Here is a 26,464-nt window from a genome sequence, read left to right as displayed (position 1 = left end):
TAATCTTATGCCGCCTTCTTCGTGCTGACCTTTGGTTTGCGCGAAACATTGTCGCCAGCCTTGCGGTCGAGCGGCAGGCAATCGAGAACGGCCAGCAACGCGATAATTCCAAGCAGCACGAAGGCGATGCGAAATTCTATCGCGACGATGCCGTTCCCTCCGAGCGGAGCACCGATCGCCTGGCCAATGCGAATACCGATGGCGCCGACGGCTATCCCCATGCCCATGGTCAACTGAAAAACAGTGCTGAACAGCGTGTTGGCACCGGTCATCTGCTGCGGTGGAATATCGGCAAAAGCGATTGTATTCAGTGCCGTGAAATGCATCGAGCGGCACATGCCGCCGATGAACAATACCGGCACGATGAACCAGAGCGGTGTGTCCGGCGAGAACAGGGCGCAGGCCGCGATGAAGATCGCATTCAGGATGCCGTTGACGATCAGCACCGGCTTGAACCCGAAGCGCCGCAAGATCGGCGTCGTGGCCGGCTTCATTGCCAGGTTGCCGGCAAAGACTGCCAGGGTCAGCATGCCGGCATGAAAGGCGCTGAGCCCGAAGCCGACCTGGAACATCAACGGCAGCAGAAAGGGCACGGCACCAATGGCGACCCGGAACAGCGACCCACCGGAAATCGTGATCGCAAATGTCGACAGCTTCAGCCCCGAGAGATCGATGAGCGGATGTTCTGCCCTGAGGAAATGAAACACCGAAACGGCAAGCAGGATCAGTCCGGCAAGAACATAGGACCAAGCCTCCATCCAGACCGGATCTGGACGACCGATCAGTTCCAGCCCATACATTAAGCTTGCCAGCCCGAGACCGCTGAGGACGAACCCCGCCCAATCGAAGGGCGGCCGCGCCGTCGTCTTCGTTTCGGGAATGAGCATCAGCGCGAAGGCAAATGCCAAAATGCCAAGTGGCAGATTAAGGAAGAAGATCCAGCGCCAGCTCGCATGATCGGTAATGAAGCCACCTAGCGGCGGCCCCAGGATCGGCGCGACCAGCGCCGGCCAGGTAATGGTCGCAATCGCCGAAATCAACTTGTCTTTCGGCGTGTTGTTCAAAACAACGAGACGGCCGACCGGCACCATCATCGCACCGCCGATGCCTTGCAGGATCCGCATCGCGACAAAAGAACCAACCCCATTGGCAAAGCCGCACAGAACCGAGGCAAGCGTGAAGATCACGACTGCCGTGGTAAATACCAGGCGCGCGCCGAAGCGATCGCTGATCCAGCCGCTGATCGGGATGAAGACACCGAGCGTCAGAAGATAGGCGCTCATGCCGATATTGAGATCGACGGGACGGGCACCGAAGGATACGGCCATCTGCGGCAACGCGGTTGCGATGACGGTACCATCCAAATTCTCCATGAAGAACGCGCCGGCAACAAGCAGGGCGATCCACAACGAGCGGGAACCGGCTGCCTGCATCTTCTCCTTTTCCCCGCGCGTAGACATGTCCGTCATCCGTCGATCACCTCGAATCCTCCTCGCACTCCACGTCATTTAATCGGTTCGGGAACGTTTACGATAGGTGAAAATCGCCACATTTCTCGCTTGGCCGATCACGTTTCGCTTAAGGGACGGTGCGCAACTTGATCACCGCACTGCCGCAGCCTGCACTGCGAATGGAGGTATCCGATACGCTGTTCTTGAGCTCGCAACCGGAAACAGACCGGTCAACGGCAGCCAGTAGGCATTCATGTGGAAGACATGCTAGGCTTTTCCGCCTGAATACGCCGCACGAAGAACGACAACATTGAAACAAGAACACTATGGAACAGCCCGAGGCAGCCGAGACGCCGGTACAGAAACCTCCCAGCCGACAAGAGCTGACGGCCGGTTTCACGACGTCGCATCAATAGGAACGAGAGCCCCGCATAATGAAACATGGCCCTGACGCAATGCCCACTCCGGTCACTCCGGAGTCGAAACTGATCGTAGCGCAGTCACCATTCGATGCCTTTGTGCGAAAATACGGTACGACCCCGCGCCGCGGCGTCTTCGGCTATTTCGTCCACGAGCTCGGTCGCCGTATCGTCGGCGGACGCTATCCGGCCGGCACGACATTGCCGAACGAGCCGGACCTGGTCGAACAATTCGGTATTAGTCGCACTGTTATCCGCGAAGCAATGAAGTGCCTCGCCGGAAAGGGCCTGGTCGAGATCAAAACGCGCGTGGGCACTCGCGTCAAGGAACGCAGCAACTGGCATCACCTCGATACGGATGTCATGGTCTGGTACTATGAGACTGGGCCTTCCGTAGAGATCATGCGGGCGATCAAGGATCTCAGGCTGGCCCTTGAGCCGGAGGCGACGGCACGCGCAGCGGCGCGCTGCACGGATGAGGACATCGCCGCCATTCGCTCCGCCTATGAGGAAATGGTCGCCAGTATTGGCGACATCGACACCAATGCGGATGCCGACCTGCGCTTCCACACCGCGATCTTCGCCGCCACGCACAACATGATCTATTCGCAGCTGATCGACCTGATCGCGGTCGGGATCTATGCCAACCGCACGCTTTCCGGCCATGAGGACGTTGCGGCGGGCCAGAAGAACGCCCTGCCTTATCACAAAGCCATCCTCGACGCGATTGCTGCGCGCGATGCCGAGGCCGCACTTCAGGCGTCACGGCGCCTGCTGGATTCCTGGCTGGTCAACTATCGCGACTTCTGATCGCGTTAAAGCAGGTCGCGATCCCTGAGATTCGCTTCCTGTGCTTTAAGCCATCCTTTCTGCGCATGTCGTTGCCGCAAAACCGCTACGCACTTTTACGCGACATGCTCCAGCATCGATGCAGAGAGAAATGCCGGCAGTGCGATTGGAGCAATGCCGGCCCTACTGTATCAATGCGTCATCGCATCCTGCGCATCGGCCTTGAGCGTCGAGCGGCCGCCGGCATCGTGAGCAACCGGGATCAGCCAGATCGTTGCAAAGGTCGTGACGGCGACGGCGACGACACCCCAGAAACTCCAATGCAAGGCGGCATCGAAGACATTTCTGATCGCCGGGTCACCGCCGAGGTTTGAAAGGCCCGTCGGCTGATTGAGGATATCGTGAAGCCTGCTTGCCAGTTCGCCGCTGCCGTAATGCGCTATGCCGACATTCATAATTGCACCGAGCGCCGTCGCACCAAGCGTATTGCCGAGACTGCGTGAGAAAATGATCGACGCAGTGGCGCTGCCGCGCATCGACCACTCGACGCTTTCCTGGACGAGGACGACGCTGGTGAGGCTGATGAGGCCCATGCCGAAACCCATCAGGAAGGAGCCGATACCCGCAATCACCGGGCTGCTTTCAGGGGTGAGAAACAACAGAAACAACGCGCCGAGCGGAAACATGAAGCTGCCGAAGCGCAATGTCCGGCGGATCCCGAAGGTGCGAAAGAACCGGCTCGAGAGCATGACCGCGAGCGGCCACCCGACGATCAGCATCGTCAAGGTGAAGCCGGCCTCCAGCGGCGAACGGCCGAGGACACCCTGCACATAGATCGGCAAAACTGTCGTCAGACCGATGAGGGCCATGCCCGCAAGCAACGTCGCGGCATTGCTGGTGGCGATGAGACGCCGGCTCCAAAGTGCGATCGAAATGATCGGCTCGGGCGCGCGCCGTTCCTGCCATAGGAACAGAATACCGCTGACCACGAAGACAATGGCAAGCGGACAGAGGACGGCAAAGCCGGCATCGGTCTCCGTCAGAATGACCAGCAGCGATATGATCGATATCGAGAACAGGATCGTGCCGAGATAGTCGATCTTCGCCTCACGCGGCGTGATACGCTCGTGCAGAAAGAATATGAAGCCCGCAATGGCCAGAACGCCAACGGGCAGGTTGATCCAGAAAATCCAGGCCCAGGAGAAATGATCGACGATGAGGCCGCCTGCAAGCGGACCGATGACGGCCGAAACAGCCCAGACGCTGGCGAGCGCGCCCTGCACCTTGGCCCGCTCCTCCAGCTTGTAGAGATCGCCGACGACGGTCATCGTCACGGGCTGAATGGCGCCGGCGCCGAGCCCCTGAAGCAATCGGAAAGCGATCAGCGAGGCCATCGACCAGGCAAAACCCGCAAGCGCAGACCCCACCAGAAAAATAAGAATTCCGCCGATCAGCATCGGCTTGCGCCCGAAAATATCGGAAAGCTTGCCGTAAATGACCGTCGTCGTGGATTGTGCGAGCAGAAAGGCGGAGAACACCCAGCTGTAATAGGTGAAGCCGCCAAGCTGACCCACAATATGCGGCATGGCGGTCGCGACAATGGTCGCTTCGACGGCAACCATGAAGGTCGCCAGCATGATCGAGACGATGACCAACGGGCGTCTCGAACGGTCGACCGTAGTGGACATGGTGTTCCTTTCTGACTGCGGCGCCTGACATCGGACACGCGGGCCGCCGAGCGGCCAGGATCGGGTGTTGATTTTGGAATCGACGTCGGAAGACGAGGCGACGGGAGGGCTAAGCCTGCTGAATCGTTATAATAAGCATTGCATATTGGTAGGGGCCGATGTCAACTGTTTAAATGCGGACGCCGGTGATGGGAATTTCCGCAGAATTTGCCGGCTCCATGCTCAGTTTGGCTCCCAGAAAAATTTATTTCCGTTGATTTGTTTATTTCCTGAACTTATGGTCGGGAAAAATGCGGGCGGAACGTTGAATTGCTTACCTCTTCTCAACAACAGCTTCTAAGGGTCATCGGGCAATCCGGGCCATCGAGCCGCACCGCCCTGGCTGCGTCCATGGGGCTCAGCAAGGCCGCCATGAGCGGGATCGCTCGCGATCTGATCGCGCTTGGCGTCCTGCACGAGACAGAGACGGTCCAGGGCCAGGGACGCCCATCGATTCTGCTTGATCTGCATCCCGAAGGCGCCTTCTTCGTCGGCATATCCTTGCTGGAAGATCCCGCGCCGCTGGTGCTGAGCGACTTCAACGGCAATATTCTCGCACGGCAGACCATGCCGCTGTCGCGCGATCCGGGCGTCATTGCCGGGTTGATCGCCGATGCTCTGCCGAAGCTGCTGTCCGGTCGGAAGGATGCCAAGCGAAAGCTCTACGGTCTTGGTGTCGCTCTTTCCGGTTTCGTCGACGAGAGACAGGCAAACTGCGTTCAGTCTACTTTGCTTGGATGGCAGGATGTGCCCCTGGCTCAGATCATTAGCCAGAAGTGCGGCATCGACACATTCATCGAAAACGACGCCAAGGCGGTTGCCGTCAGCGAGAAGTTGTTTGGTAGCGCCCGCGACGTGCAGAATTTCAGCGTCGTCTCCTTCGATGACGGCATAGGCTGCGCTCACTTTATCGGCGGCAAGCTTTACCGTGGCAATCACGGCGGTGCTGGCGAGATCGCCCATTGCACTATAGAGCCGGGCGGTTCGCCCTGCCGCTGCGGCAAGCGCGGCTGCCTCGATACCGTCGCTTCGCTAAAGGCAATCAGGGAAATGGCCAAGGCGGAAGGCCTTTCCTGCCATTCGATCGAGGACCTGGAAACCGAAGCGGCGCGCGGAAATGCAGCCGCCGTGCGCGTTCTGCATCGAGCCGGCAATGCCCTCGGGCTGGCCATCGCTCACCTGATCCAGTTCAACGATCCCGGCATGATCCTGATCGCCCATGTCGAGGGGCGCTTCGATGGCCTTTTCGGCACCGTCATGCGGCAGACGGCCGAGGCAAATGTATTGCCGCGCTACGCCGGGCAGACGCCGATCCGCACCCATCGCGTCGATCGCGACGTCTGGGCGCGGGGTGCCGCCAGCATTGCCGCTCACAATTTTCTGATTGGTCCCACCCCGAATTGAGGTTCCCATGCGCATTGCCGTCGGAGGCATTCATATTGAATGCAGCACCTATAATCCCGTTCTGAATGAGGAAAAGGACTTTCGCGTTCTTCGCGGCGAAGAGCTGGCGGCCGCGCCCTATTTTGCCTTTCTTAGGGATTACGACGGCGAATTCCTGCCAACCATTCACGCCAGGGCTATCGCCGGCGGCCCGGTCGCCCGCCACACCTACGAAGCGTTCAAGGCGGAATTCCTGGAGCGCCTGAAACCCCTCTTGCCGCTCGACGGACTCTACCTTGCCATGCACGGCGCCATGTATGTCGAAGGCATGGAAGATGCCGAAGGCGATTGGATCAGCGCTGCGCGTGCCCTCGTCGGCGACGATTGCACGGTCTCGGCCAGCTACGACCTCCACGGCAACGTCACGCAGCGCATCATCGACGCGCTCGACATGTACTCCACCTATCGCACCGCACCGCATATCGATGTCGAGGAAACGATGCGCCGTGCCGTCAAGATGCTGACGGAAAGCCTGAAGACCGGCGTAAAACCGATCCTGCTCTGGGCGCCGATCCCCGTCGTGCTTCCGGGCGAACGCACCAGCACGGTCGACGAGCCGGCAAAGAGCCTCTACGATCGGCTTCCCGAGATCGATGCCATCGACGGCATCTGGGATGCCTCCCTGATGGTCGGCTACGTGTGGGCCGACGAACCGCGCTGCACGGCAGCCGTCATCATGACTGGCACGGATCACGCCGTTCTCGAACGCGAGGCAAAGCGCCTGGCACAAGCCTATTGGGACGTGCGCGAGGACTTCGTCTTCGGTTGCGAGGTCGGCTCAACCGAAGAATGCGTCGACAAGGCAATTGCCAGCACGACCGCACCCGTTGTTCTGGCCGAATCCGGTGACAATCCCACTGGCGGCGGCGTCGGCGACCGCGCCGACGTGCTGGCCGAACTCCTCGCAAAGAAGGCCGAAGGGGTCATCTTCGCAGGCATCGCCGACCGGGCTGCGACCGAGGCTTGCTATGCAGCCGGCATCGGCGCCACTCTTGATCTCTCCGTCGGCGCATCGCTGGACACCAAGGGCAGCAAGCCGGTCAAGGGCACTTTCACCGTCAAATTCCTGCTTGAGACGAAGGATGCCAGCGACGCGCAAGCTGTCGTTTCGATCGGCGGCATAGACCTTGTGCTATCCGCCAAGCGCCGCCCCTATCACAACATCGCCGACTTCACCCGTCTCGGCCTCGATCCCCACAAGGCAAAAATCATCGTGGTCAAATCCGGCTATCTCTCGCCGGAGCTGGCTCCTATCGCCAACCCGAATCTCATGGCGCTGTCGCCCGGCGTTGTCGATCAGTTCGTTGAGCGTCTGCCGCGGCCCCGGAAGACGAAGCTCACCTACCCTTTCGACAAGGATTTCGACTTCACGCCGGAGACGGCGCTTTCGGCGCGCACCGTCGGTCGCTGAACCTTTCCCCGGCGAACGCCGGGGATATTCGCTCCCTCACCCTTCCCGAGGCGGCTGCACATCGCAGGCCGCCTTGAAGCATTGCGCACAAGCATTGTGCATTGTCAAAATTGCACAAAAAAGAGCTTGACGGAGCGGTTGCGTTGAATTTCAATCGAACCAATTCCAAATTGGTTCATCCTCGACATGGCAAGCAACAGCCTTCCGGAGAATTCGGTTCATGCTCTGGAGAAGCTTCGGGGCTTGCTGAGTTCGGATGGCTTGCCAGCCGATGGAAAGCTGCCGACGGAACGGGCCTTATCTGAGACCTTTGGCGTCAGCCGCCGAGCCATACGACGAGCACTGGAGGTGTTGGAAGCAGAAGGGCGCGTCTGGCGGCGTCAGGGCTCGGGAACCTATGCCGGACAGCGACCAAATGGCTGGAGCGAGCATGTCAGCTCGCTCGTTGCGGGCACAGATCTCATGGAAGTCATGGAAGTGCGCCTGCGCATCGAGCCGCAATTGGCTCAGTTGGCGGCCATGCGGGCCAAGCCTGCGGACATCGACCGCATGTATGAGCTGACGAAGAAGATCACCGCCAGCGACGATGCCGATAGCCGCGAACTCTGGGACGGCGCCTTGCATCGGCTCATCGCCGAGAGTGCCGGCAACCAGTTCTTTCTGACCATATTCGACGTCATCAATCACGTCCGACAGGATGAGGCCTGGCAAACCATTCGCGAATTGGCCCGCAGCACCAACAAGACACGCCCGGTCTCCTACGCGCAGCATATCGCAATCATCGACGCGATTGCGGCGCGCAACCCGATGAAGGCTGGCGAGGCCATGCGCGAACACCTTCTCATGCTTCAGGAGAGCCTGACCCGCATCACCTCTCTCGATGCGCAATACGCAAAGGAGTCGCCGGCCGGTGAGGCGGGCTGAACCAAAATCTCAAGTCAGGCCATGACCGGAGAGGAAACCGGCCAGGATCTGCGCACAACAAAACTATAATCAGGAGAACGAAATGAAGATCACCAAATTCCTGGCATCGCTTGCCGCCGGCGTCCTGATTGCCTTGCCGGCCTTCGCTGTTGAACTCAAGATCGGCCTTCAGGATGATGCCGATGCACTGGACCCGGCACAGTCGCGCTCGTTTGTCGGCCGTATCGTCTATACGGCCCTTTGCGACAAGCTTGTCGATGTCACCCCGGATCTGCAGTTCGTGCCGCAGCTCGCCACATCCTGGAAATGGTCTGACGACGGCAAGCAACTGATGATGGAACTGCGTCAGGGCGTCAAGTTCCAGGACGGAACGCCGTTCAATGCGCAGGCTGTGGTCGACAACATCCAGCGCTATCAGACCATGCCGGAATCCCGCCGCAAGAGCGAGCTCTCTTCCGTCGCCAAGGTCGAGGCATCGAGTGAATATCAGGTCACGTTCACCCTGAAGGCCCCCGATGTCACGCTGCTTGCCCAGCTTTCCGATCGCTCCGGCATGATGGTTTCGCCAACGGCGGCGAAGGCTTCCGGTGCGAAATTCGGCGACCACCCGGTTTGCTCCGGCCCGTTCAAGTTCGTCGAGCGCGTGCAGCAGGACCGGATCGTGCTCGAAAAGTTCCAGGATTACTGGAACAGGGACAATATCTTTATCGACAAGGTGACCTACCTGCCGATCCCGGACACGACGGTTCGCCTCGCAAACCTGCGATCCGGCGATCTCGATATGATCGACCGTCTCGCCGCATCCGACGCGGCCACGGTGAAGGGCGATCCCAATCTTGTCTACGCGGATGCGATCGGCACCGGCTGGCTCGGCATCTATGCCAATGTCGGCAATGGGCAGCGCGCCGACAATCCGATGGGCAAGGACAAGCGCCTGCGTCAAGCCTTTTCCCTGGCAATCGACCGCGAAGCCGCCATGCAGATCGTCTTTGACGGCACGGGCCTTGCCGGCAACCAGCCCTTTGCGCCGAACAGCCCTTGGTTCGACAAGACTATCCCGGTGCCGGCCCGCGACGTCGATAAGGCCAAGGCTTTGGTCAAGGCGGCCGGCTTTGATCGCGTACCTGTTGAAATGATGGTCTCGAACAATCCCGTCACCATGCAGATGATGCAGATCATCCAATCGATGGTCGCCGAGGCAGGTTTCGACGTGACGCTGAAGACGACGGAATTTGCGACATTGCTCGACGCGCAGACGGCCGGCAACTATCAGATCAGCCGCTCCGACTGGTCCGGCCGCTCCGATCCGGATGGCAACATCCAGCAGTTCGTGACGACCGGCGCCGGCCTCAACGATTCCAAGTACAGCAATCCGGAGGTCGACAAGCTGCTGCTCGACGCCCGCCAATCGCAGGACAACGCGGTGCGCAAGCAGAAATACGATGCGGCCGAAGCAATCCTCAACGATGATCTGCCGATCACTTTCCTTGGACACCAGGCGTGGATCTGGGGCTACAACAAGAAAGTGTCCGGTTTCCTGCCCTCGCCTGACGGCATGATCCGCCTTGTCGGCGTGAAGAAGAGCAACTGAGCCAGCCATGCCATGCGGCTTTGCCGCATGGCGCTTCCACCATCGATAGCGCGGCGAGGATCCAACCATGTATCGTTATATTGGAAAGAGGCTGATCGTCGCGATACCGACGCTGCTGATCATTTCGATCTTCGTCTTCTCGCTGCAAAAGTTGTTGCCGGGCGATCCGGTGCTCGCCATGGCGGGAGAAGAGCGCGATCCGCAAGTGCTCGAGCTGCTCCGCGAAAAATATCGCCTGAACGACCCGGTTATCTTCCAATATGGCTACTGGCTGCAGGGGATCGCGAAAGGCGATCTCGGCGTGTCGCTGCGCACCAATCAGCCCGTCCTGACGCTTGTCGCCGAAAAGCTGCCCGTCACCATCCAGCTTGCCGTCATGTCGATGATCTTCGCCTTCGTGATCGGTATTCCAATGGGCATTCTGGCTGCAGTGAAGAAGAATACCTTCATCGACTTTCTCGCCAATATCGTTGCCCTTTGCGGCCTGTCCGTGCCGAACTTCTGGCTGGGCATCATGCTGATCCTGCTGGTTTCGGTAAAGCTCCACTGGTTGCCGGCATCCGGATACCAGCCGTTCTTCGAGGATCCCTGGCGTTCGATCCAGACCATGCTGATGCCGGCCTTCGTGCTTGGCAACGCGCTGGCCGCCACACTGATGCGCCACACCCGCTCCTCCATGCTGAGCGTGCTCAGCGCCGACTATATCCGCACGGCACGAGCCAAGGGCTTGCCGGAGACGGCCGTGATCCTGCAGCACAGTTTCCGCAACGCCATCCTGCCCGTTATCACCGTTAGCGCCCTGCTTTTCGGCGAGCTGCTGGCTGGGGCGGTGCTGACGGAGCAGATCTTCACCATCCCCGGCTTCGGCAAGCTGATCGTCGATGCGGTCTTCAACCGGGATTACGCGGTCGTCCAGGGCGTGGTGCTATGCACGGCCATCGGCTTCATCGCGATGAACCTGATTGCCGATATTCTCTACGTCCTCCTCAATCCGCGCATGAGGGCAGCCCTATGAGCTCGATCGTTCAGGCAAATGTCGCGCAGCCTTCCGCCAAGCGCGTGCCCAACAGGGCTTGGCGTAAGCTAAAAGCCAACAAGGGTGCCTTGGTCGGGCTTGGGATCATCTTCTTTTTCACGGCACTTGCCGCGCTTGCCCCGCTCCTGCCAATCGCTGATCCGATCGCCACAAGCTGGTCGGCGATCCGCAAGGCGCCGTCGGCTGCCCATTGGCTTGGCACCGACGATCTCGGCCGGGACATCCTGTCCCGCATGATCTGGGGCGCGCGGGCATCGCTGATGGCGGGTGTGTTTTCTGTCGCCATCGCAGTCCTGATCGGCGTGCCGTTTGGCCTGATCTCCGGGTACTACGACGGCTGGATCGACCAGATCATCTCGCGCATTACCGAAGCCTTTCTGGCGATGCCCTTCCTTATCACCGCCATTGCGCTTGCCGCCTTTCTCGGACCGAGCCTCACCAATGCAATGATCGCGATCGGGCTATCAGCAACACCGGTCTTTGTGCGGCTGACACGCGGCCAGGTACTGGCGGTCAAGACGGAGGAATATGTCGAAGGTGCCCGGTCGATCGGTCTGCGCCACGTCAGCATCATCACTCGCTATATCTTGCCGAACGTCTTTGCTCCCATTCTCGTGCAGGCAACGCTGACGATAGCGACGGCTATCATCGCCGAGGCGAGTCTCTCCTTCCTCGGGCTCGGCCAGCAGCCACCCGCCGCAAGCTGGGGCTCGATGCTCAACGTCGCGAAAAACTATCTGGAACAGGCGCCCTGGATGGCCATGTGGCCGGGTGCCGCCATCTTCCTCGTCGTGATCGGCTTCAATCTCCTCGGCGACGGCCTGCGCGATGCGCTGGACCCGCGCGAAGCATGACTAAACCCAAAAGGATGCCCCCCTATGACTGCATTCACCACCCGCCCCGAAATCCTCGGCACTTTCGGCGTCGTCACCTCGACGCACTGGATTGCGTCTGCCGTCGGCATGAGCATCCTCGAAAAAGGCGGTAATGCCTTCGACGCAGCGGTTGCCACCGGCTTCGTGCTCCAGATCGTCGAACCGCATCTTTGCGGGCCAGGAGGTGACATGCCGGCCATTCTCTATTCGAAGAAGAAGGACAAGGTCGAGGTCATCTGCGCCCAGGGATCGGCGCCGGCCGGTGCGACGATCGAGCATTATACGAGCGAGGGTCTGTCGCTCATCCCCGGCGACGGCCTACTCGCCACCGTCATCCCCGGCGCCTTTGACGGCTGGATGCTGATGCTGCGCGACTATGGCACGTTGACCGTCCGCGACGTTCTCGAACCCGCGATCCACTACGCCGAGAATGGCCACCCTGCTCTTCCGCGCGTGTCTGCGACCATCGAGGGACTGGCTGATTTCTACCGCAAAGAATGGCCAACTTCCTACGAGACCTGGCTCCCCGGAGGCTCCGCTCCTCGGCCGTGGTCCAATTTCAAGAACCCCGTTCTCGCCGAAACCTGGAAGCGCATCGTCGCCGAAGCTGAGAGCAAAAGCGGTCGCGAGGCGCAGGTTGAGGCCGCCCGAGATGCCTATTACCGCGGCTTTGTCGCCGAGGCGATTGATCGCTACGTCAGCAAGACCGAAGTCATGGATGCGAGCGGTAAGCGTCACAAGGGCGTGTTGAACGCGGAGGACATGGCCAACTGGTCCGCCACAGTCGAGGAGCCACTGACCTATGACTATCACGGCTGGAATGTCGCGAAGATCGGCCCCTGGGGCCAGGGACCGGTTTTCCTGCAAACCCTGTCTCTTCTGAAGGGCTTCGATGTTGCCGGCATGGACCCGGCCGGTGCCGATTTCGTGCATACCGTCACCGAAGCCATGAAACTCGCCTTTGCCGATCGCGAAGTCTATTACGGCGATCCGAATTTTTCGGCCGTGCCGGTTGAGACGCTCCTTTCCGATGCCTATGCCGAAAAACGTCGCAGGCTGATCACACCGGAAGCTTCACTCGCCTTGCGGCCGGGCAAGCTGGCCGGATTCGAGAGCCAGTATGACCTTACCATGCAGATGCTCGAAGCGCCGGAGGCCAAAAGCGGCCCGGTCTACGAGCCCACCATGTCGCATCTCACTGAAAAGCGCGGCGATACCGTGCATATCGACGTGATCGACCGCGAGGGCAACATGGTATCGGTCACACCGTCCGGTGGTTGGCTGCAATCCTCGCCGATCATCCCCGGCCTCGGCTTCTGCCTGAATTCGCGCGCGCAGATGTTCTGGCTGAAGCATGGCCTGCCCTCCTCGCTTGCGCCGGGCAAGCGGCCGCGTACGACATTGACGCCGACGCTAGCGCTGCACGAGGGTCGACCGACACTCGCCTTCGGCACCCCCGGGGGCGATCAACAGGAGCAATGGCAGCTCTCCTTCTTCCTGCGCTATGTCCACCACGGGCTGAACCTGCAGGAAGCGATCGACAAGCCGCTATTCCATAGCACGCATTTCCCGAGCTCCTTCTATCCGCGCACGCGCGAACCGGGCGGCCTTACGGCGGAAGCGAATTTCAGCGTGGACGTTCTCGATGCGCTGCGCAGAAAGGGTCATCAGTTGACGGTTGCGCCGGAGTGGACGGTCGGGCGTCTCACTGCAGCAAGGCGCGACGCGGACGGCCTGCTACGCGCGGCCGCGACGCCGCGACTTATGCAGGCCTACGCTATTGGACGATAGCTGCCGCTCTCAGCTGCGCCAAGTGCAAGAACAGGAAAAGGGGATTTCATGACGACCACGAAGGCGCAGCAAGCCGATCCGGGCACTCGACCCGTTCTGTCGGTGTCCAATCTGACGACATCTTTTCTCGTCGATGGCGAATGGCGTCAGGTAGTCAGGAATATCTCCTTTGACATCATGCCGGGCGAAACCGTTGCAATCGTCGGAGAAAGCGGCTCCGGCAAGAGCGTGACCTCACTGTCGATCATGCGGCTGCTTGCCAAAGCCAGCAGCCGCATCGAAGGCACCGTCAAGTTGAACGGCCGGGACATCCTCCCCCTTTCGGAAGGTGAAATGCGCGACGTCAGAGGCAAGGACATCGCGATGATCTTCCAGGAGCCGATGACATCACTCAACCCGATCTTCACCATCGGCCGGCAGATTTCCGAGGCACTCACCTGCCATGGTGACATCTCCAAGGCGGAATCCCGCGCCGAGACGATCCGGTTGCTGGAAAAGGTGCGCATCCCCAACGCATCCTCGCGCTTCGACGAATATCCGCATCAGTTTTCCGGCGGCATGCGCCAGCGCGTGATGATTGCCATGGCACTTGCCTCACGCCCGAAGCTTTTGATCGCCGATGAGCCGACGACCGCTCTCGACGTGACCATTCAGGGACAGATCCTCGACCTCATCAAAGTGCTGCAGGAGGAGGAAGGCATGTCCGTCCTCTTCATCACGCACGACATGGGTGTCGTCGCCGAGATTTCCGATCGCACCATCGTCATGTATCGCGGCGAGGCGGTCGAGACCGGCAAGACGGACGATATTTTCCATCGTGGCCGGCATCCCTATACGCGCGCCTTGCTATCGGCCGTGCCGAAGCTTGGCTCGATGAAGGAACAGCCGCGGCCGCTGCGCTTTCCGATCGTCGATATCGGCACCGGCGAACGTAAAGAACCAACTGCGCTCGCCGATGCGATCGACTATGCCAAGCCACCCGTGCTTGAGGTTAAAAACCTCGTCACCCGGTTTGATCTTCGCGGCGGCCTGTTCGCCCGCCCCACCGGCGCCATTCACGCCGTCGAAAACGTCTCCTTCAATCTTGCCCAGGGGGAAACCCTGTCGCTGGTCGGTGAATCCGGCTGCGGCAAATCGACAACCGGTCGCTCCATCATGCGCCTCGTCAATCCGAAATCAGGCGACGTCCATCTCGACGGCTATGATGTGATGAAGCTCAATACGGGCGATCTGCGCCGAATGCGGCGCAGCATCCAGATGATCTTTCAGGATCCGTTCGCAAGCCTCAATCCGCGGATGACAATTGGATCGACGGTCGCCGAACCCTTCATCGAACATCGCCTCGGCTCCCGCTCACAAGCGCGGGAGAAGGCGGTCGACCTTTTGGAGCGTGTGGGTCTGAATGCGGATATGATGAGCCGTTATCCCCATGAGTTCTCGGGCGGACAGCGTCAGCGTATCTGCATCGCACGCGCGCTCGCACTCGATCCCAAGGTCATCGTCGCCGATGAAAGCGTCTCGGCGCTTGACGTGTCCATCAAGGCGCAGGTTTGTAACCTCTTGATGGATCTGCAGCAGAATCTCAACCTGTCATTTCTCTTCATCTCGCATGACATGGCCGTCGTCGAGCGCGTCAGCCATCGCGTGGCGGTCATGTATCTCGGCGAAATCGTCGAAATCGGCCCGCGCGCCTCGGTGTTCGAGAACCCGCAACATAGCTATACGAAAAAGTTGATGGCGGCCGTTCCTGTTCCGGATCCTGCGCGGCGCGGTATCAAGCGCAATCTTTCCGTCGATGAACTGAAGAGCCCGGTTCGGCCGGTCGGCTACAAGCCGCCCGTTCGGCAATATCGCGAAGTATCGAGTGGTCATCTGGTTCGAATTGACGCCGCCTGAACTCATTTCTGACCTTGACGGCGTTGAAATCCAGACAAATATCGGCATCCTGCTTTTCCAAAGGATTGGAGTGAAGATAATGACTGACAGCGTGCTCGATATTCCGGTGAAAAGGATCGATGGCGGCGATACGACGCTTGCCGATTATCGCGGCAAGGTCATCATGGTCGTCAACGTCGCCTCCAAATGCGGGCTGACCGTTCAGTATGAGGCGTTGGAAAAGCTCTACGAAGACAAGCGCGACGAAGGTCTTGTCATCGCCGGCTTCCCCGCCAACGATTTTAAGGGACAGGAACCCGGTACGAACGAGGACATTCTGAGCTTCTGCACGCTGACCTACGACGTGCAATTCCCGATGTTTTCCAAGATCGCCGTAACCGGCCAAGACCGGCATCCTCTCTATAACGGCCTGATCGCGTCAGGCGTCGAAGCAACCGGCGATGGGCCGATGCGCGAACGTCTTGCAAAGCACGGTCTGGAAACCGGGCAGGACGGCGGCGTTGTCTGGAATTTCGAGAAATTCCTGATCGGCCGCAACGGCAAGGTCGTGGCACGCTTCGCACCGGACGTGACGCCGGACGACCCTCGCCTTCTGTCCGTTTTGGAGAAGGAACTGGCGCAGTCAAACTAAAGCCCCAAGATGCCTTTCTGAACGCCAGAAACGACCAATTGCGTCAATAGGTTGCATTTCCTGCTGGGCGGCGCAGAGCACGCTCAACCGGATGGCTTAATTGCGCGCCCGGCTGCCCGGGAGTATGATTTCCTATTCGAATACATCATGACGGAATGCTGCATCAATTCTGATGGGAGGATGTCATGCGCGAACCTGATATGCAGAAACTCGATAGCCTCGTCGGACGCTTGGTCGGCGATCTCGGTGCGGCGGTCTCGGGCGTATTGGTAACACTCGGGGACCATCTGGGCCTGTTCCGGGCCATGGCGGACGGGACGCCGATGACGTCGGCGGAATTGGCCGACAAAGTCGGCGTGAAGGAACGCTACGTGCGCGAGTGGCTGTCGGCGCAGGCCGCGGCCGACTATGTCAGCTACGACGACGGGACCGAACGCTTCTATCTGTCGCCGGAGCAGGCGATGGTGTTTGCCGAGGAGAATAGCCCGGCCTTTTTCACCGGCGCCTTCGATGTCGTACAATCCATGTGGCTCGACGAGCCCAAAATCGCCAATGCCTTCAAGACCGGCAGCGGCCTCGGCTGGCATGAGCACAACGCCTGCCTGTTTCGTGGAACAGAGCGCTTCTTCCGGCCTGGCTACAACAGCCATCTCGTTTCGGAATGGATACCGGCACTGAACGGCATGGAGGAAAAGCTAAAGGCCGGTGCCATGGTTGCCGATGTAGGCTGCGGCCACGGCGCTTCGACCATCCTGATGGCGCAAGCCTATCCGAACTCGACGTTCTTCGGCTTTGACTATCATCTGCCTTCCATCGAGCGAGCAAAAGCCGCTGCGAAGGAAGCGGGCGTTGCCGACCGCATCACGTTCGAGCAGGCAAGCGCCAAGGATTTCCCGGCCGTCGACTACGATCTCGTCGCGATGTTCGATTGTCTGCACGATATGGGTGATCCTGTCGGTGCAGGCAAACATGTCAAGGAATGCCTTGCGGATGACGGTATCTGGATGATCGTCGAACCCTTTGCGCATGATTGCCTGAAGGACAATCTCAATCCCGTTGGGCGCGTCTTCTATGGCGCATCCACGATGATTTGCACGCCGGCGTCACTATCCCAGGAAGTTGGGCTGGGTTTAGGCGCGCAGGCGGGTGAACTGAAGCTGCGCAAGGTTGCGATGGATGCAGGCTATTCTCATTTCCGCAAAGCCACCGAAACACCATTCAACATGGTCTTCGAGGTCAAGGCATGAGGCGTCTGCCGCGCGTCTCCGAGCGCGCGGCAAGCGTGACGCGCTATAAACGCTGTCCGTCTTCACCGAACAACGACGCAAGCGCGGGCTGGAAGTAGGCCGGCTGCTCGCTGCCGAGCGCGATCTCCTCATCGGCATCGATACGCACCGACAAGGTCTCACTGCCGACCTGGCCCCAGATCAGGTTATCCGAGCCCATCGGCTCGACGATGGTGAAAGTCGCCGGCAGGCTTGAGGCCCTATCGCTGGCCGGCTGGAACTGCATTTGCTCCGGCCGCACGCCGAGCGTTGCCTTCCGGCCTTCGCCGGGTGTGCCGAAAAACTCATAACCGTTGAGATCGATCTTGCGGCCATCGGGCAGCGCAAAGGCGGGCATGCCATTGCTGCTCGTCACCTGGCCCGAAAGGAAGTTCATGGAAGGTGAGCCGACGAAGCCCGCAACGAAGCGGTTGACCGGACGGCGATAGATTTCCTTCGGCGAGGCGAATTGCTGAATCACCCCGCCGCTCATGACGGCAATGCGGTCCGCCAGGGTCAGCGCCTCGATCTGGTCGTGCGTGACATAGATCATCGTCGAGCCGAGGCCACTGTGGAGCCGTTTCAACTCGACGCGCAACTCGGTTCTAAGCTTGGCATCGAGATTGGAGAGCGGTTCGTCGAACAGGAAGACATCGACATCGCGCACCAGCGCGCGCCCGATGGCGACGCGCTGCCGCTGACCGCCGGAGAGTTCGCCCGGACGCCGCTTGCGCAACGGGTCGATCTGCAGGATTTGTACAGCGCGATTGACGCGCTCCGCGATCTCCTCCTTCGGCATGCCGGCGATGCGCAGCCCGAAGGAGAGATTTCCCTCGACCGTCATCGTCGGATAGAGCGCGTAGGACTGAAACACCATGCCAATGCCGCGATCCTTCGGCTCCTCCCAGGTGACGTTCTTGTCGCCGATCCAGATCTGCCCATCACTGATATCCGTGAGGCCGGCGATGGCGTTGAGCAAGGTCGACTTGCCGCAGCCGGACGGGCCGAGCAGAACGATGAACTCGCCCGAATTTATCTCAAGATTGAGCGATTTCAGAACGTTGACGTTGCCGAAATCGATTGCAAGTTCGCGAATGGAAACATTGGCCATGAACTATCCCTTGACTGCACCCGCGGTGATACCGCGCACGAACCAGCGACCTGAACCGAAATAGACGATCAGCGGAATGAGAGCGGTCAAGATCGTTGCCGCCATGTTGACGTTGTAGAGCTTCTCACCCTGGGTGGAGTTGACGATGTTGTTGAGCTGCACGGTCATGGGGAAGTTTTCGCGGCCGGCGAAAACCACGCCGAACAGGAAGTCGTTCCAAATGCCTGTCACCTGCAGGATCGACGCCACCACCAAAATCGGGATCGACATGGGTATCATCAAGCGGAAGAAGATCTGCCATAGTCCCGCGCCGTCGATGCGCGCAGCCTTGAACAGCTCCATCGGCAGGCTGGAATAGTAGTTGCGGAACAAAAGCGTCAGCACCGGCAGGCCGAAAACCGTATGGGTGATGATGATGCAAGGCAAAGTCGAATAGATCCCGATATCACGGTAGATCAGCACCAGAGGATAGATGAACACCTGATAAGGGATGAAAGCGCCAAGCAGCAGGACGGCAAAGAGCACGTTTGCTCCCCTCACCCGCCAGAAAGAAAGCGCATAGCCGGTCAGCGATGAAATGAAGATCGACAGGATCATGCTCGGGATCAGGATCTTCACCGAATTCCAGAAGCCGACGCTGATGCCGCCACATTCAAGGCCGGTACAGGCGGTGCTCCACGCCTGTATCCAGGCATCGGCCGACCAGGCTTGCGGAAAGGCAAAGATGTTGCCCTGCCGGATTTCCGGCATGGACTTGAAGGATGTCACAAGCATCACATAAAGCGGCAGCAGGAAGAACAACGCCGCAATGGCGAGAAAGAGATAAAGGCCTATACGCCCCGGGGTCAGATGCTGTGGCTTGCGGCCGGTCGGACCCTGCATGGCACCAGTGACGGAAGATGGCATCGTCATCAGTTCCCCCTCGGCTTTTCGCGGAAATATTCATAGTAGAGCCAGGGCGTCACGAGGATGACCACAGTGATGAACATCACGGTCGACGCGCCGGTTGCAAGCCCGATGTTACCGCGCCCGAAGAGGTAGTCCATGATGAACTTTCCGGGCACTTCGGTCGATATTCCTGGTCCGCCGCCGGTCGTTGCCAGCACAAGCTCGTAAACCCTGACGACGGCAATCGCCAGGAGGACGCTTGCGGTAATGATGGTTGGCCTCAGGATCGGGATGACGATGTGGAGGTAGACGCGCCAGCTCGGAATACCGTCAATGCGTGTGGCCTTCCAGAGCTCGCGGTCGATTCCGCGCAATCCCGCCAGCATGATCGCCATGACAAGCCCTGAAGACTGCCAGATGCCGGCAAGCACGATGACATAGAGGGCGAGGTCGCTCTGGACGATCCAGTCGAAGCGGAACCAGGTGAAGCCGATGCTGTCGGCGACCTTCTGCAGCCCAAGCGTCGGATTCATGATCCACTGCCAGACAAGGCCGGTGACGATGAAGGACATGGCGAAAGGATAGAGGAAGATCGTGCGGAAGGTGTTTTCGAAGCGCACCTTCTGGTCTAGCGCCACGGCAAGAAGAAAGCCGAGGATCAGACAACCGGCGATGAAGAGGACGCCGAAAACCACGACATTTTGCAGCGATATCAGCCAGCGCGCCGTATCGAACAGTCGCTCATATTGCTTGGTGCCGACAAAAATGTTGACTGGCAGCACCTTGCTGTCGGTGAAAGATATCCAGATGTTCCAGACGACCGTCACGACATAGGCCAGGACGACGATGGCAAAAGCCGGCAGCAGAGCCAAATAAGGCGAGAAATGCACCCGCCTGCGGGTGGCGGCTTTCGGCGCGACGGTCGCGCCGACGGCAGCGGCGCTTGTTTCAGGTGTGGTCATGGGCGCACTCCTCCTCAGCATTCATGAGAACCGGCGGCAGGCGAACCTGCCGCCGCATGGATGTCGGTGAAGCTTACTTCGCCTGCTCGATGACCTTGGCGAACTGATCGGCGAACTGGTCGGCCGTCATGCTCGGGGTCGTCCAATACTGGGCGACAAGGTCCTGTTCGGTCTGGACGATATCCTGCGGCGTCAACACGTCGGAGGTCAGAATCTGGCGGCTCGGATCCTTGAGCGCGGTCAAGCCCTTCTGTGCGCAGGCATCAAGCTTCGACGTATCGACGTCGAGACGCACGGGCACGGACCCCTTCTTGGAGTTGAAGGCGACCTGACCTTCCTTCGACATGATGACCGTTGCCAAAAGGGTCTGTGCATCGGTTGTCGCCTTGTCCTTCAGGACCGGGAAGACGAAGATGTCGCCGCCCATCATGAAGTTGGATTCGCCCGGTCCGAGGATGCAGCCGAAATCCTTGTCGGCGGCGAGGCCGGCATGGATGAATTCACCCTTGGCCCAGTCACCCATGAACTGGATGCCGGCCTTGCCGTCGATCAGCATGCCGGTCGCAACGTTCCAATCGCGGTTCGGGCTGCCTGTATCCTGATAGTTGCGCAACTTGGCGAAGACTTCCGCAACATGCTTGAACTTGTCGGACTTGACGGCGCTGGTGTCGAGATCCTTCCAGACCTTGCCGTAAAGATCCTTGCCACCTTCGCCAAGCAGGATGGCGTTGAACATCAGCTGCAGCTGCCAGGGCTGGCCGCCGACAGCAACAGGAATCAGGCCTGCGGCCTTGATCTTGTCGAGTGCGGCAAACATTTCATCCCAGGTTTTCGGCTCGGCGGTCACGCCCGCCTTGGCGAAAACGGGCTTCGAATAGAACAGCCAGTTCTGACCATGGTCGTTGATCGGCGCACCGTAGATATGGCCGTTATACTGGATGGCTTGATAGAAGGATGGCGTCAGGACAGACTTCCAGTCCTGTTCCTTGGCCAGATCGTCGAGCGGCCGCAGCAGGCCCTGCTGGGCGAGATCGTTCATCTGCGTACCGGTGTTGAACTGCATGGCGGCCGGCGGGTTGCCGCCGATGATGCGGTTGATGCCGATCGGGCGGGCCGTCGAGCCAGATCCGGCAATTGCAGTATCCACCCATTCGCCGCCGGCGGCGTTGAAGGCCTTGGCGAGTTCCTTGACTGCGGCGGCTTCGCCGCCGGATGTCCACCAATGCAGGACTTCGGCCTTCTTGCCCTCGGCCAGTGCACCGGTCACGCTTGCTGCGACCAGCGCCGTAGCGCCGACCAATGCCATCATCAATTTGCGCATTCGTTCCTCCTCCTTTGACGGCGTTCTCCAAACGCCTCTGTTCAGCCGCCGCCGTCTCCAGACATCGGATGCCGAATTTCATGATCCTCCAAAGCGATGCAACAGAGCCTCCGTTCCCTGCAGCAAGCGAGCAATGGTTCCTCAGCCACTGCCCCTTCGTCAAGCCCACAGTCCAAAAGGACTGCATTTTCCCAACCTATAGCGCAGCCTATGAGAAACGTCCCTCATTAATTGTGCGCGGTATCGGGTCGGGACGGCCGCAGCTGCTATGAATTGCAACCACGCCGCGAGATTGGGCAGATCGCTCAAAGGCAGTCATCACCTCGAGCACATGAAATGCAAGCTCGGACGATACCCTGTGTGGCCGACTGGAGCGAAGGGAATCCACCATCTCAGCTGCCCCCAATCCGCGCAGCCCGAGATGGCCAGGTACGCCTTCAGTGTAAGGGTGATCGACGGGAATATCACGCCATGCGTCATCGCCATCGCGGAAGATCTCGACCTTGCCGGTGAAGTTGTTCGGATCCGGCGTCACCATGGAGCCTTCCGAACCATAAAGCTCGATCTGGTTATGCTTGTGCCTGATGACGTCGAAGCTTGTGGCAATCGTGACCGTCGCGCCGCTGTGAAACTCCATAACCCCAGTCAGATGCGTCGGCACCAGAACCTTGATCGTCTCGCCACGACGCGGGTCGGTTTTCACCGTGCGTTCGATGCGGGTTATCTTTGCCGTGCCGAACACTTCGCGTACAGGACCGAGCAGCGCTATGAGGTTCGTAACGTAGTAGGGACCGACATCGAGCATCGGGCCGCCGCCGCGACCATAGAAGAAGGCTGGGTTGGGGTGCCAGTGCTCATGGCCGGGGAGCAGCAGCATGGCCGTTGCGGAAATTGTTTTGCCGATGCGTCCTTCATCCAGCAGTCGGCGCGTCAGCTGGTGGCCTCCGCCAAGGAAGGTATCGGGAGCGCAGCCAAGCCGCAGATCGCCTGCACGCGCGATTGCCATCAACTCTTCGGCCTCGGCCATAGACACGCCAAGCGGCTTTTCCGAATAGACATGCTTGCCGGCCTGCAGCGCCTTCTTGCTGATGGCATAATGCGAGACCGGCGTCGTCAGGTTGATGATCAATCCGATCTCCGGATCGGAGAGCATCGCATCCAGCCCAACGGCCTCGATGCCGAACTGCTCCGCGAGCTTGCGAGCGGGTTCATGATAGAGATCGTAGATCGACTTCACACGGATGAAATCGAACATATGCAGGGTCGCGACGTAGGTAGCGCTGATATTTCCGGCGCCGACGATGCCGACTTTCATGGGCTCTTTATTCATGGGAATTGCCTCTTACGAAATGGTGATCTCAAGCTCGGCGGCTGCGGCGCGCAGATAGGCCATGCCACGCCGCATCTCGTCATCGAATTCCGGCGTCGCTTCGCGGAAATGGGTCCAATGGGATGCTCCGGGCGCATCCTCCAGTTCGAGCGTGATCGGCCCCGAATAGCCAATGGCTAGAAGTGCGGAGAAGATCGCCTTCCAATCGATCTTGCCCCGTCCAGGCCGCCAATGGGCGTTCGTATGGCCCTCATTGTCGGAGAAATGCGTGTTGAAGATGCGGCTGCCGAGCGCCAGCACGACATAATGCGGCATATCGCCGGCGGGGAAGAGATGGCTCGGATCGAAATTAAGCCCGAGGTTGGCGGCGCCGGTGCGCTCGATCAGGCGCAGCATAGCTTGGCCGGAGCTGACCCAACGATAGGGATGCGGCTCGATCGCAACCTTCAGACCGGCAGCGGCCGCGATCTCGCATGCCTGAGCGAAACCCTCCACCACCACATCATACTCGCCCGTCCAGTTCCATTGCGGCTCAACGGCCGCACCCCATTCCTGCGAGATCGGGCGCTGCAGGATCGGCTTGATCTCGGACTGAAACGGATAGGGCGTCATGCTGGTGACGATGGGCGTACCTATCGCGGCGGCGACATCCATTCCACGCCTGTAGCCATCGAGATCGACGGTCGATACGGTGGCATTCGCGGCATGGCTGAACGGCAGATTGAAGAAGAAGTTGGTGAGCACCAAGCCCTCCCCCTCCGCGATCTCCTTCAACTCATGAACGGTTCGCGGCGTGTAGTAGCTCAGCATGTCCACCGACCATGCGGTGAGCTCGAAACCCTTGCAGCCGGTACGAGCAAGCCGCCGCAACGGTTCCTGGTACGGCGGGTTCCAGTTGAAGGTCCAAATTGGCGATCCGAAAAAAAGCGAGCCGCTATTCACGTCATCCTCCCTGGGAATGCGGAGCCTGCCTGCGGCCTAGCTTCCGCCATGTTCCGATAGTCTCGTCGACAAGCCTCCCAGCTCGAAATCAACGATCCGTAACGTTACGATTCATCGAAAATGAGGTGCTGTCAATCGTCTATTTTCTGGGCGATAAGGTATGATATTCACGAAATTCCGAAATTCGTAACGTTACGAATTGTTTCGCTGTACGTGTTCATGTGGCGAGCCATGGAAATATTCAGGCGTGAAGGATCTGGCTCTGATGATCTACGAAGGCGGCACGGACCACTTCGCGCAGGTCCGCAGGATCTTCGCCAGCGATCGCGCGATGCAGGAAGGCGGCCAATCGCTCGCCGATCGCATGATTGGAGTAGTAGAAGCTGCTCAGCGGCGGATTGAAGAAATCGGGTAGCGCCGTGCCACCATAGGTAATCAGCGCGAAATCCCTGCCGGCCTCTCGCCCGACGTCGCGCAGGCCCGCAAGGAAGCCAAGTGCCGCTTCCTCGCTTGCGACGAATGCCGCAGTTGCCTCCGGATTGGTCGCAATCACATGCTTTGCCATCTCGCGCCCATTGTCAGGCGTTGTCGCGGTGCAGTGGATGAGATCATCAGGGGCAATAAGATGGCGGTCGGCAAAGGCCTTGTGCCAACCCCGCATAAACTGCAGGCTGTAGGTGAAGTGGCTGCTTGGCGCTATCAGCAGCGGCCTGTGATGGCCGGCATCCAAAAGCAGGCCCGCCGCTTCGGCGCCGATCACCTCATGGTCGAGATCGACGCTCGGATGCGCACTCAACAGTTCTGTTCGCCCGAAGGTGACAAAGGGTATGCCAACCTCGAGCAGATATTTGACACGATCGTCCTGCGGGGTCGTATGCGTTATGATAATGCCGTCGACCGATCCTTCTTCGACGATATCGCGCACGCCCGTCAGGGGATCGTCCGCCTGCGACTGCGGCACGAGCGTGGTGCGATAACCCCTAGCTTTCATGTAGCGCGAGGCGCCTTCGATCAGCGAGGCGACGACGATATTCATCTCGCCTTCGCGACCGAACGGTAACACGATGCCGATGGCGTGGGTTTTGCCGGTGCGAAGATTGATGCCGCCGAGATTGGGGCGATAGCCGAGCTCGCCGGCAACGCGCTTGACCAGCTCGATCGTTTCCTTGTTGACCTCGGGGCCTTCCTTCAGGGCCCGGCTAACTGTCGTGACCGAAAGACCCAAAGCAGTCGCGACCGTGCGCAAAGTGACGCGCTGGCCTGCCTCGCGCCGCACATTTCGCCCCGCTGCCAATCCATGCATTTTCGACAAATCATTCCGCTCCGCCACGTCGGCGCGAGAATGCCCGCAGCCAAGCGGCGATGCAAGCACACGCTGAGATTCCAAACGTCGGAGGTAGATGCCCGTTGGAGCAGCCTGTCCGATAGCGGCGGCGCTACATAAGAATGCAACCTTGGGCGCCCCATTCAGGCAGCATTCAGAAAAGCACCTTTAAAGTGCATTTTGTTAACAATTCTATCATTGGGGGAAATTCATGGATAAGTATACCAAGACCGTATTGACCGTCATTGCCTTCGCGCTCGTGCTGATCGCAACGCAAAATGCAATCACGCCGGCAAAAGCCCGCGGCGATTGTGGCAATGCGGACTACAATCCCTGCTACGTAAGACTGGTAAAGTGATGGCCGCTTAACGCCGCCACGCAATCTGTACAACATTCGGATCTTGCGCTCTCTTGAGAGCTGCCGATCCGAATGTGACGACAGAGCCCGAAGGGACGCATCGACATAAGCCTGGAACCTCTTCCAGACATGCATCCTAGTTAACCTGACGATTATGCTTCAGCGATCTTGCGCGCAGCCTGAATGGCCGTGCGTGCACCTGCCCTTAGCTGCGCTGTTTCCGTGCCAGCGATGACGAGATCGAGGCCGAGCTTCAGATATTCTCCGGCGCGGGTACCGTCGCCACCGAAGGCGCAGATCACCTTGCCGTGGGCGCGGCAGCGCGCAAGCGCGGTTGCAAGCGCCTGATCGATCGCGGCGCTGTCAGGCGCGAGCCGGGCGCCGTTCGAAAGCGCGATGGAAAGGTCGGACGGGCCGACGAAGATGCCGTCGATACCGTCAACTGCAAGGATCTCGTCGATCGCGTCGAGAGCAGTGCGCGTTTCCACCATGGCGATGGTGACGGTCAGGCTGTTGGCGGTCTGCAGATACTCGTCTGCGGGGAGACCGAAGTGATTGATTGCCAGCGACGGTCCCCAGCTGCGCTCGCCGAGCGGGGGATATTTCGTCGCCTTTACCAGGGCGCGCGCGTCATCGGCGGAGTTGATCATCGGCGCGATGATGGCGGAAGCTCCGGCATCGAGAAGCCTGGAGGCGGCAGCAAAATCGCCGACGGGAATGCGAGCAACCGCCGGCTTGCCGGCCAGGCGCACATAGGCAATGCCGTTGGCGGCCGACGTCATGTCCCACATGCCATGCTGCATATCCAGCACCACGGTATCGAAGTCTTCCTGCGCCAGATGATTGACGAGCATCGGGTCGGGTATGCCAACCCAGCCGGAGATCATGCCGCCACTCTCGCGGCGCTTCAGTCGTCCGGCAAAACCGCTAATATCAGTCGTCATTGTCTTTCCTCACCTATCAACACAGGCTCAATCTT

The 26,464-nt window shown here is 59.6% G+C and carries 22 protein-coding genes; 12 read left to right on the top strand and 10 right to left on the bottom strand.

Annotated elements, in window-relative coordinates; genetic code table 11:
* Positions 1 to 5: 5 nt before the first annotated feature.
* Entirely contained in the window at positions 6 to 1,469 is a 1,464-nt protein-coding gene (locus GGD46_RS22645; protein WP_210325678.1) for a DHA2 family efflux MFS transporter permease subunit, read from the bottom strand.
* A 416-nt stretch (positions 1,470 to 1,885) separates the two neighbouring features.
* Between GGD46_RS22645 and GGD46_RS22640 the strand changes: the two genes are divergently transcribed.
* Positions 1,886 to 2,680 carry a FadR/GntR family transcriptional regulator gene (locus GGD46_RS22640; protein ID WP_184708178.1) on the top strand — a complete coding sequence of 265 codons (795 nt, stop codon included), beginning with the start codon at positions 1,886 to 1,888 and terminating at the stop codon, positions 2,678 to 2,680.
* Between the two features lie 170 nt (positions 2,681 to 2,850).
* Here the strand turns inward: GGD46_RS22640 and GGD46_RS22635 are convergent, their stop codons facing one another.
* Positions 2,851 to 4,347 carry an MDR family MFS transporter gene (locus tag GGD46_RS22635; RefSeq protein WP_184708176.1) on the bottom strand — a complete coding sequence of 499 codons (1,497 nt, stop codon included), beginning with the start codon at positions 4,345 to 4,347 and terminating at the stop codon, positions 2,851 to 2,853.
* 411 nt (positions 4,348 to 4,758) lie between these two features.
* On the opposite strand from GGD46_RS22635, the gene GGD46_RS22630 reads away from it, so the two are divergent.
* The 10 genes from GGD46_RS22630 to GGD46_RS22585 all read left to right on the top strand — a co-directional run bounded on the left by GGD46_RS22630 (position 4,759) and on the right by GGD46_RS22585 (position 17,231).
* The gene (locus GGD46_RS22630) at positions 4,759 to 5,790 is read left to right on the top strand and encodes an ROK family protein (protein ID WP_246806448.1); all 1,032 of its coding nucleotides are present in this window, start codon (positions 4,759 to 4,761) and stop codon (positions 5,788 to 5,790) included.
* Between the two features lie 7 nt (positions 5,791 to 5,797).
* Positions 5,798 to 7,240 (top strand): M81 family metallopeptidase, encoded by a 1,443-nt coding sequence (locus tag GGD46_RS22625; protein ID WP_184708172.1) that lies wholly within the window; start codon positions 5,798 to 5,800, stop codon positions 7,238 to 7,240.
* Positions 7,241 to 7,426: 186 nt separating this feature from the next.
* Complete coding sequence (locus GGD46_RS22620; RefSeq protein ID WP_184708170.1) at positions 7,427 to 8,164, top strand: FadR/GntR family transcriptional regulator; 738 nt, start codon at positions 7,427 to 7,429, stop codon at positions 8,162 to 8,164.
* 82 nt (positions 8,165 to 8,246) lie between these two features.
* Positions 8,247 to 9,755: an ABC transporter substrate-binding protein gene (locus GGD46_RS22615; protein ID WP_184708168.1), complete on the top strand. Its 1,509-nt coding sequence runs from the start codon at positions 8,247 to 8,249 to the stop codon at positions 9,753 to 9,755.
* Between the two features lie 67 nt (positions 9,756 to 9,822).
* Entirely contained in the window at positions 9,823 to 10,770 is a 948-nt protein-coding gene (locus tag GGD46_RS22610; RefSeq protein WP_184708166.1) for an ABC transporter permease, read from the top strand.
* Complete coding sequence (locus GGD46_RS22605) at positions 10,767 to 11,645, top strand: ABC transporter permease (RefSeq protein WP_184708164.1); 879 nt, start codon at positions 10,767 to 10,769, stop codon at positions 11,643 to 11,645. Before GGD46_RS22610 ends, GGD46_RS22605 begins: the two co-directional genes overlap by 4 nt.
* Positions 11,646 to 11,669: 24 nt before the next feature.
* A complete protein-coding gene (locus GGD46_RS22600; RefSeq protein WP_184708162.1) occupies positions 11,670 to 13,457 on the top strand; it encodes a gamma-glutamyltransferase family protein in 1,788 nt (595 codons plus the stop codon).
* 48 nt (positions 13,458 to 13,505) lie between these two features.
* The gene (locus tag GGD46_RS22595; protein WP_184708160.1) at positions 13,506 to 15,353 is read left to right on the top strand and encodes an ABC transporter ATP-binding protein; all 1,848 of its coding nucleotides are present in this window, start codon (positions 13,506 to 13,508) and stop codon (positions 15,351 to 15,353) included.
* A gap of 79 nt (positions 15,354 to 15,432) precedes the next feature.
* The gene (locus GGD46_RS22590; protein WP_184708158.1) at positions 15,433 to 15,984 is read left to right on the top strand and encodes a glutathione peroxidase; all 552 of its coding nucleotides are present in this window, start codon (positions 15,433 to 15,435) and stop codon (positions 15,982 to 15,984) included.
* A 185-nt stretch (positions 15,985 to 16,169) separates the two neighbouring features.
* Positions 16,170 to 17,231, top strand: a complete 1,062-nt coding sequence (locus tag GGD46_RS22585; protein WP_184708157.1) for a class I SAM-dependent methyltransferase — start codon at positions 16,170 to 16,172, stop codon at positions 17,229 to 17,231.
* Positions 17,232 to 17,274: 43 nt separating this feature from the next.
* Here the strand turns inward: GGD46_RS22585 and GGD46_RS22580 are convergent, their stop codons facing one another.
* From GGD46_RS22580 to GGD46_RS22550, 7 genes are all read right to left on the bottom strand, one after another.
* Positions 17,275 to 18,360, bottom strand: coding sequence for an ABC transporter ATP-binding protein (locus tag GGD46_RS22580; RefSeq protein WP_184708155.1), 1,086 nt, complete (start codon positions 18,358 to 18,360; stop codon positions 17,275 to 17,277).
* Positions 18,361 to 18,363: 3 nt separating this feature from the next.
* Positions 18,364 to 19,266, bottom strand: coding sequence for a carbohydrate ABC transporter permease (locus GGD46_RS22575; RefSeq protein ID WP_210325682.1), 903 nt, complete (start codon positions 19,264 to 19,266; stop codon positions 18,364 to 18,366).
* 5 nt (positions 19,267 to 19,271) lie between these two features.
* Positions 19,272 to 20,210, bottom strand: a complete 939-nt coding sequence (locus tag GGD46_RS22570; RefSeq protein ID WP_184708151.1) for a carbohydrate ABC transporter permease — start codon at positions 20,208 to 20,210, stop codon at positions 19,272 to 19,274.
* A 73-nt stretch (positions 20,211 to 20,283) separates the two neighbouring features.
* Entirely contained in the window at positions 20,284 to 21,531 is a 1,248-nt protein-coding gene (locus GGD46_RS22565; protein WP_246806447.1) for an ABC transporter substrate-binding protein, read from the bottom strand.
* Between the two features lie 208 nt (positions 21,532 to 21,739).
* Positions 21,740 to 22,861, bottom strand: coding sequence for a Gfo/Idh/MocA family protein (locus tag GGD46_RS22560; protein ID WP_184708149.1), 1,122 nt, complete (start codon positions 22,859 to 22,861; stop codon positions 21,740 to 21,742).
* A 12-nt stretch (positions 22,862 to 22,873) separates the two neighbouring features.
* Positions 22,874 to 23,803 (bottom strand): sugar phosphate isomerase/epimerase, encoded by a 930-nt coding sequence (locus GGD46_RS22555; RefSeq protein WP_184708147.1) that lies wholly within the window; start codon positions 23,801 to 23,803, stop codon positions 22,874 to 22,876.
* 241 nt (positions 23,804 to 24,044) lie between these two features.
* Positions 24,045 to 25,106, bottom strand: a complete 1,062-nt coding sequence (locus GGD46_RS22550) for a LacI family transcriptional regulator (protein ID WP_246806449.1) — start codon at positions 25,104 to 25,106, stop codon at positions 24,045 to 24,047.
* 232 nt (positions 25,107 to 25,338) lie between these two features.
* Here GGD46_RS22550 and GGD46_RS22545 point away from each other — a divergent pair, with 232 nt between their 5' ends.
* Positions 25,339 to 25,485, top strand: coding sequence for a hypothetical protein (locus GGD46_RS22545; protein WP_184708143.1), 147 nt, complete (start codon positions 25,339 to 25,341; stop codon positions 25,483 to 25,485).
* A gap of 152 nt (positions 25,486 to 25,637) precedes the next feature.
* Here GGD46_RS22545 and GGD46_RS22540 read toward each other — a convergent pair whose 3' ends face one another.
* A complete protein-coding gene (locus GGD46_RS22540; RefSeq protein WP_184708141.1) occupies positions 25,638 to 26,429 on the bottom strand; it encodes an HpcH/HpaI aldolase/citrate lyase family protein in 792 nt (263 codons plus the stop codon).
* Between the last annotated feature and the right edge of the window lie 35 nt (positions 26,430 to 26,464).

Source organism: Martinezella lusitana (assembly GCF_014207095.1).
GTDB classification, from domain to species: domain Bacteria; phylum Pseudomonadota; class Alphaproteobacteria; order Rhizobiales; family Rhizobiaceae; genus Rhizobium; species Rhizobium lusitanum_B.
This window is presented reverse-complemented; position numbering and strand designations above follow the sequence as displayed.

Coding starts and splice junctions, on each gene's coding strand:
- GGD46_RS22590 (WP_184708158.1), top strand. CDS start 15,433: ATGACTGACAGCGTGCTCGATATTCCGGTGAAAAGGATCGATGGCGGC.
- GGD46_RS22550 (WP_246806449.1), bottom strand. CDS start 25,106: ATGCATGGATTGGCAGCGGGGCGAAATGTGCGGCGCGAGGCAGGCCAG.
- GGD46_RS22630 (WP_246806448.1), top strand. CDS start 4,759: ATGAGCGGGATCGCTCGCGATCTGATCGCGCTTGGCGTCCTGCACGAG.
- GGD46_RS22580 (WP_184708155.1), bottom strand. CDS start 18,360: ATGGCCAATGTTTCCATTCGCGAACTTGCAATCGATTTCGGCAACGTC.
- GGD46_RS22560 (WP_184708149.1), bottom strand. CDS start 22,861: ATGAATAAAGAGCCCATGAAAGTCGGCATCGTCGGCGCCGGAAATATC.
- GGD46_RS22600 (WP_184708162.1), top strand. CDS start 11,670: ATGACTGCATTCACCACCCGCCCCGAAATCCTCGGCACTTTCGGCGTC.
- GGD46_RS22595 (WP_184708160.1), top strand. CDS start 13,506: ATGACGACCACGAAGGCGCAGCAAGCCGATCCGGGCACTCGACCCGTT.
- GGD46_RS22605 (WP_184708164.1), top strand. CDS start 10,767: ATGAGCTCGATCGTTCAGGCAAATGTCGCGCAGCCTTCCGCCAAGCGC.
- GGD46_RS22570 (WP_184708151.1), bottom strand. CDS start 20,210: ATGACCACACCTGAAACAAGCGCCGCTGCCGTCGGCGCGACCGTCGCG.
- GGD46_RS22615 (WP_184708168.1), top strand. CDS start 8,247: ATGAAGATCACCAAATTCCTGGCATCGCTTGCCGCCGGCGTCCTGATT.
- GGD46_RS22565 (WP_246806447.1), bottom strand. CDS start 21,531: ATGCGCAAATTGATGATGGCATTGGTCGGCGCTACGGCGCTGGTCGCA.
- GGD46_RS22575 (WP_210325682.1), bottom strand. CDS start 19,266: ATGCCATCTTCCGTCACTGGTGCCATGCAGGGTCCGACCGGCCGCAAG.
- GGD46_RS22640 (WP_184708178.1), top strand. CDS start 1,886: ATGAAACATGGCCCTGACGCAATGCCCACTCCGGTCACTCCGGAGTCG.
- GGD46_RS22585 (WP_184708157.1), top strand. CDS start 16,170: ATGCGCGAACCTGATATGCAGAAACTCGATAGCCTCGTCGGACGCTTG.
- GGD46_RS22645 (WP_210325678.1), bottom strand. CDS start 1,469: ATGACGGACATGTCTACGCGCGGGGAAAAGGAGAAGATGCAGGCAGCC.
- GGD46_RS22610 (WP_184708166.1), top strand. CDS start 9,823: ATGTATCGTTATATTGGAAAGAGGCTGATCGTCGCGATACCGACGCTG.
- GGD46_RS22625 (WP_184708172.1), top strand. CDS start 5,798: ATGCGCATTGCCGTCGGAGGCATTCATATTGAATGCAGCACCTATAAT.
- GGD46_RS22635 (WP_184708176.1), bottom strand. CDS start 4,347: ATGTCCACTACGGTCGACCGTTCGAGACGCCCGTTGGTCATCGTCTCG.
- GGD46_RS22620 (WP_184708170.1), top strand. CDS start 7,427: ATGGCAAGCAACAGCCTTCCGGAGAATTCGGTTCATGCTCTGGAGAAG.
- GGD46_RS22540 (WP_184708141.1), bottom strand. CDS start 26,429: ATGACGACTGATATTAGCGGTTTTGCCGGACGACTGAAGCGCCGCGAG.
- GGD46_RS22545 (WP_184708143.1), top strand. CDS start 25,339: ATGGATAAGTATACCAAGACCGTATTGACCGTCATTGCCTTCGCGCTC.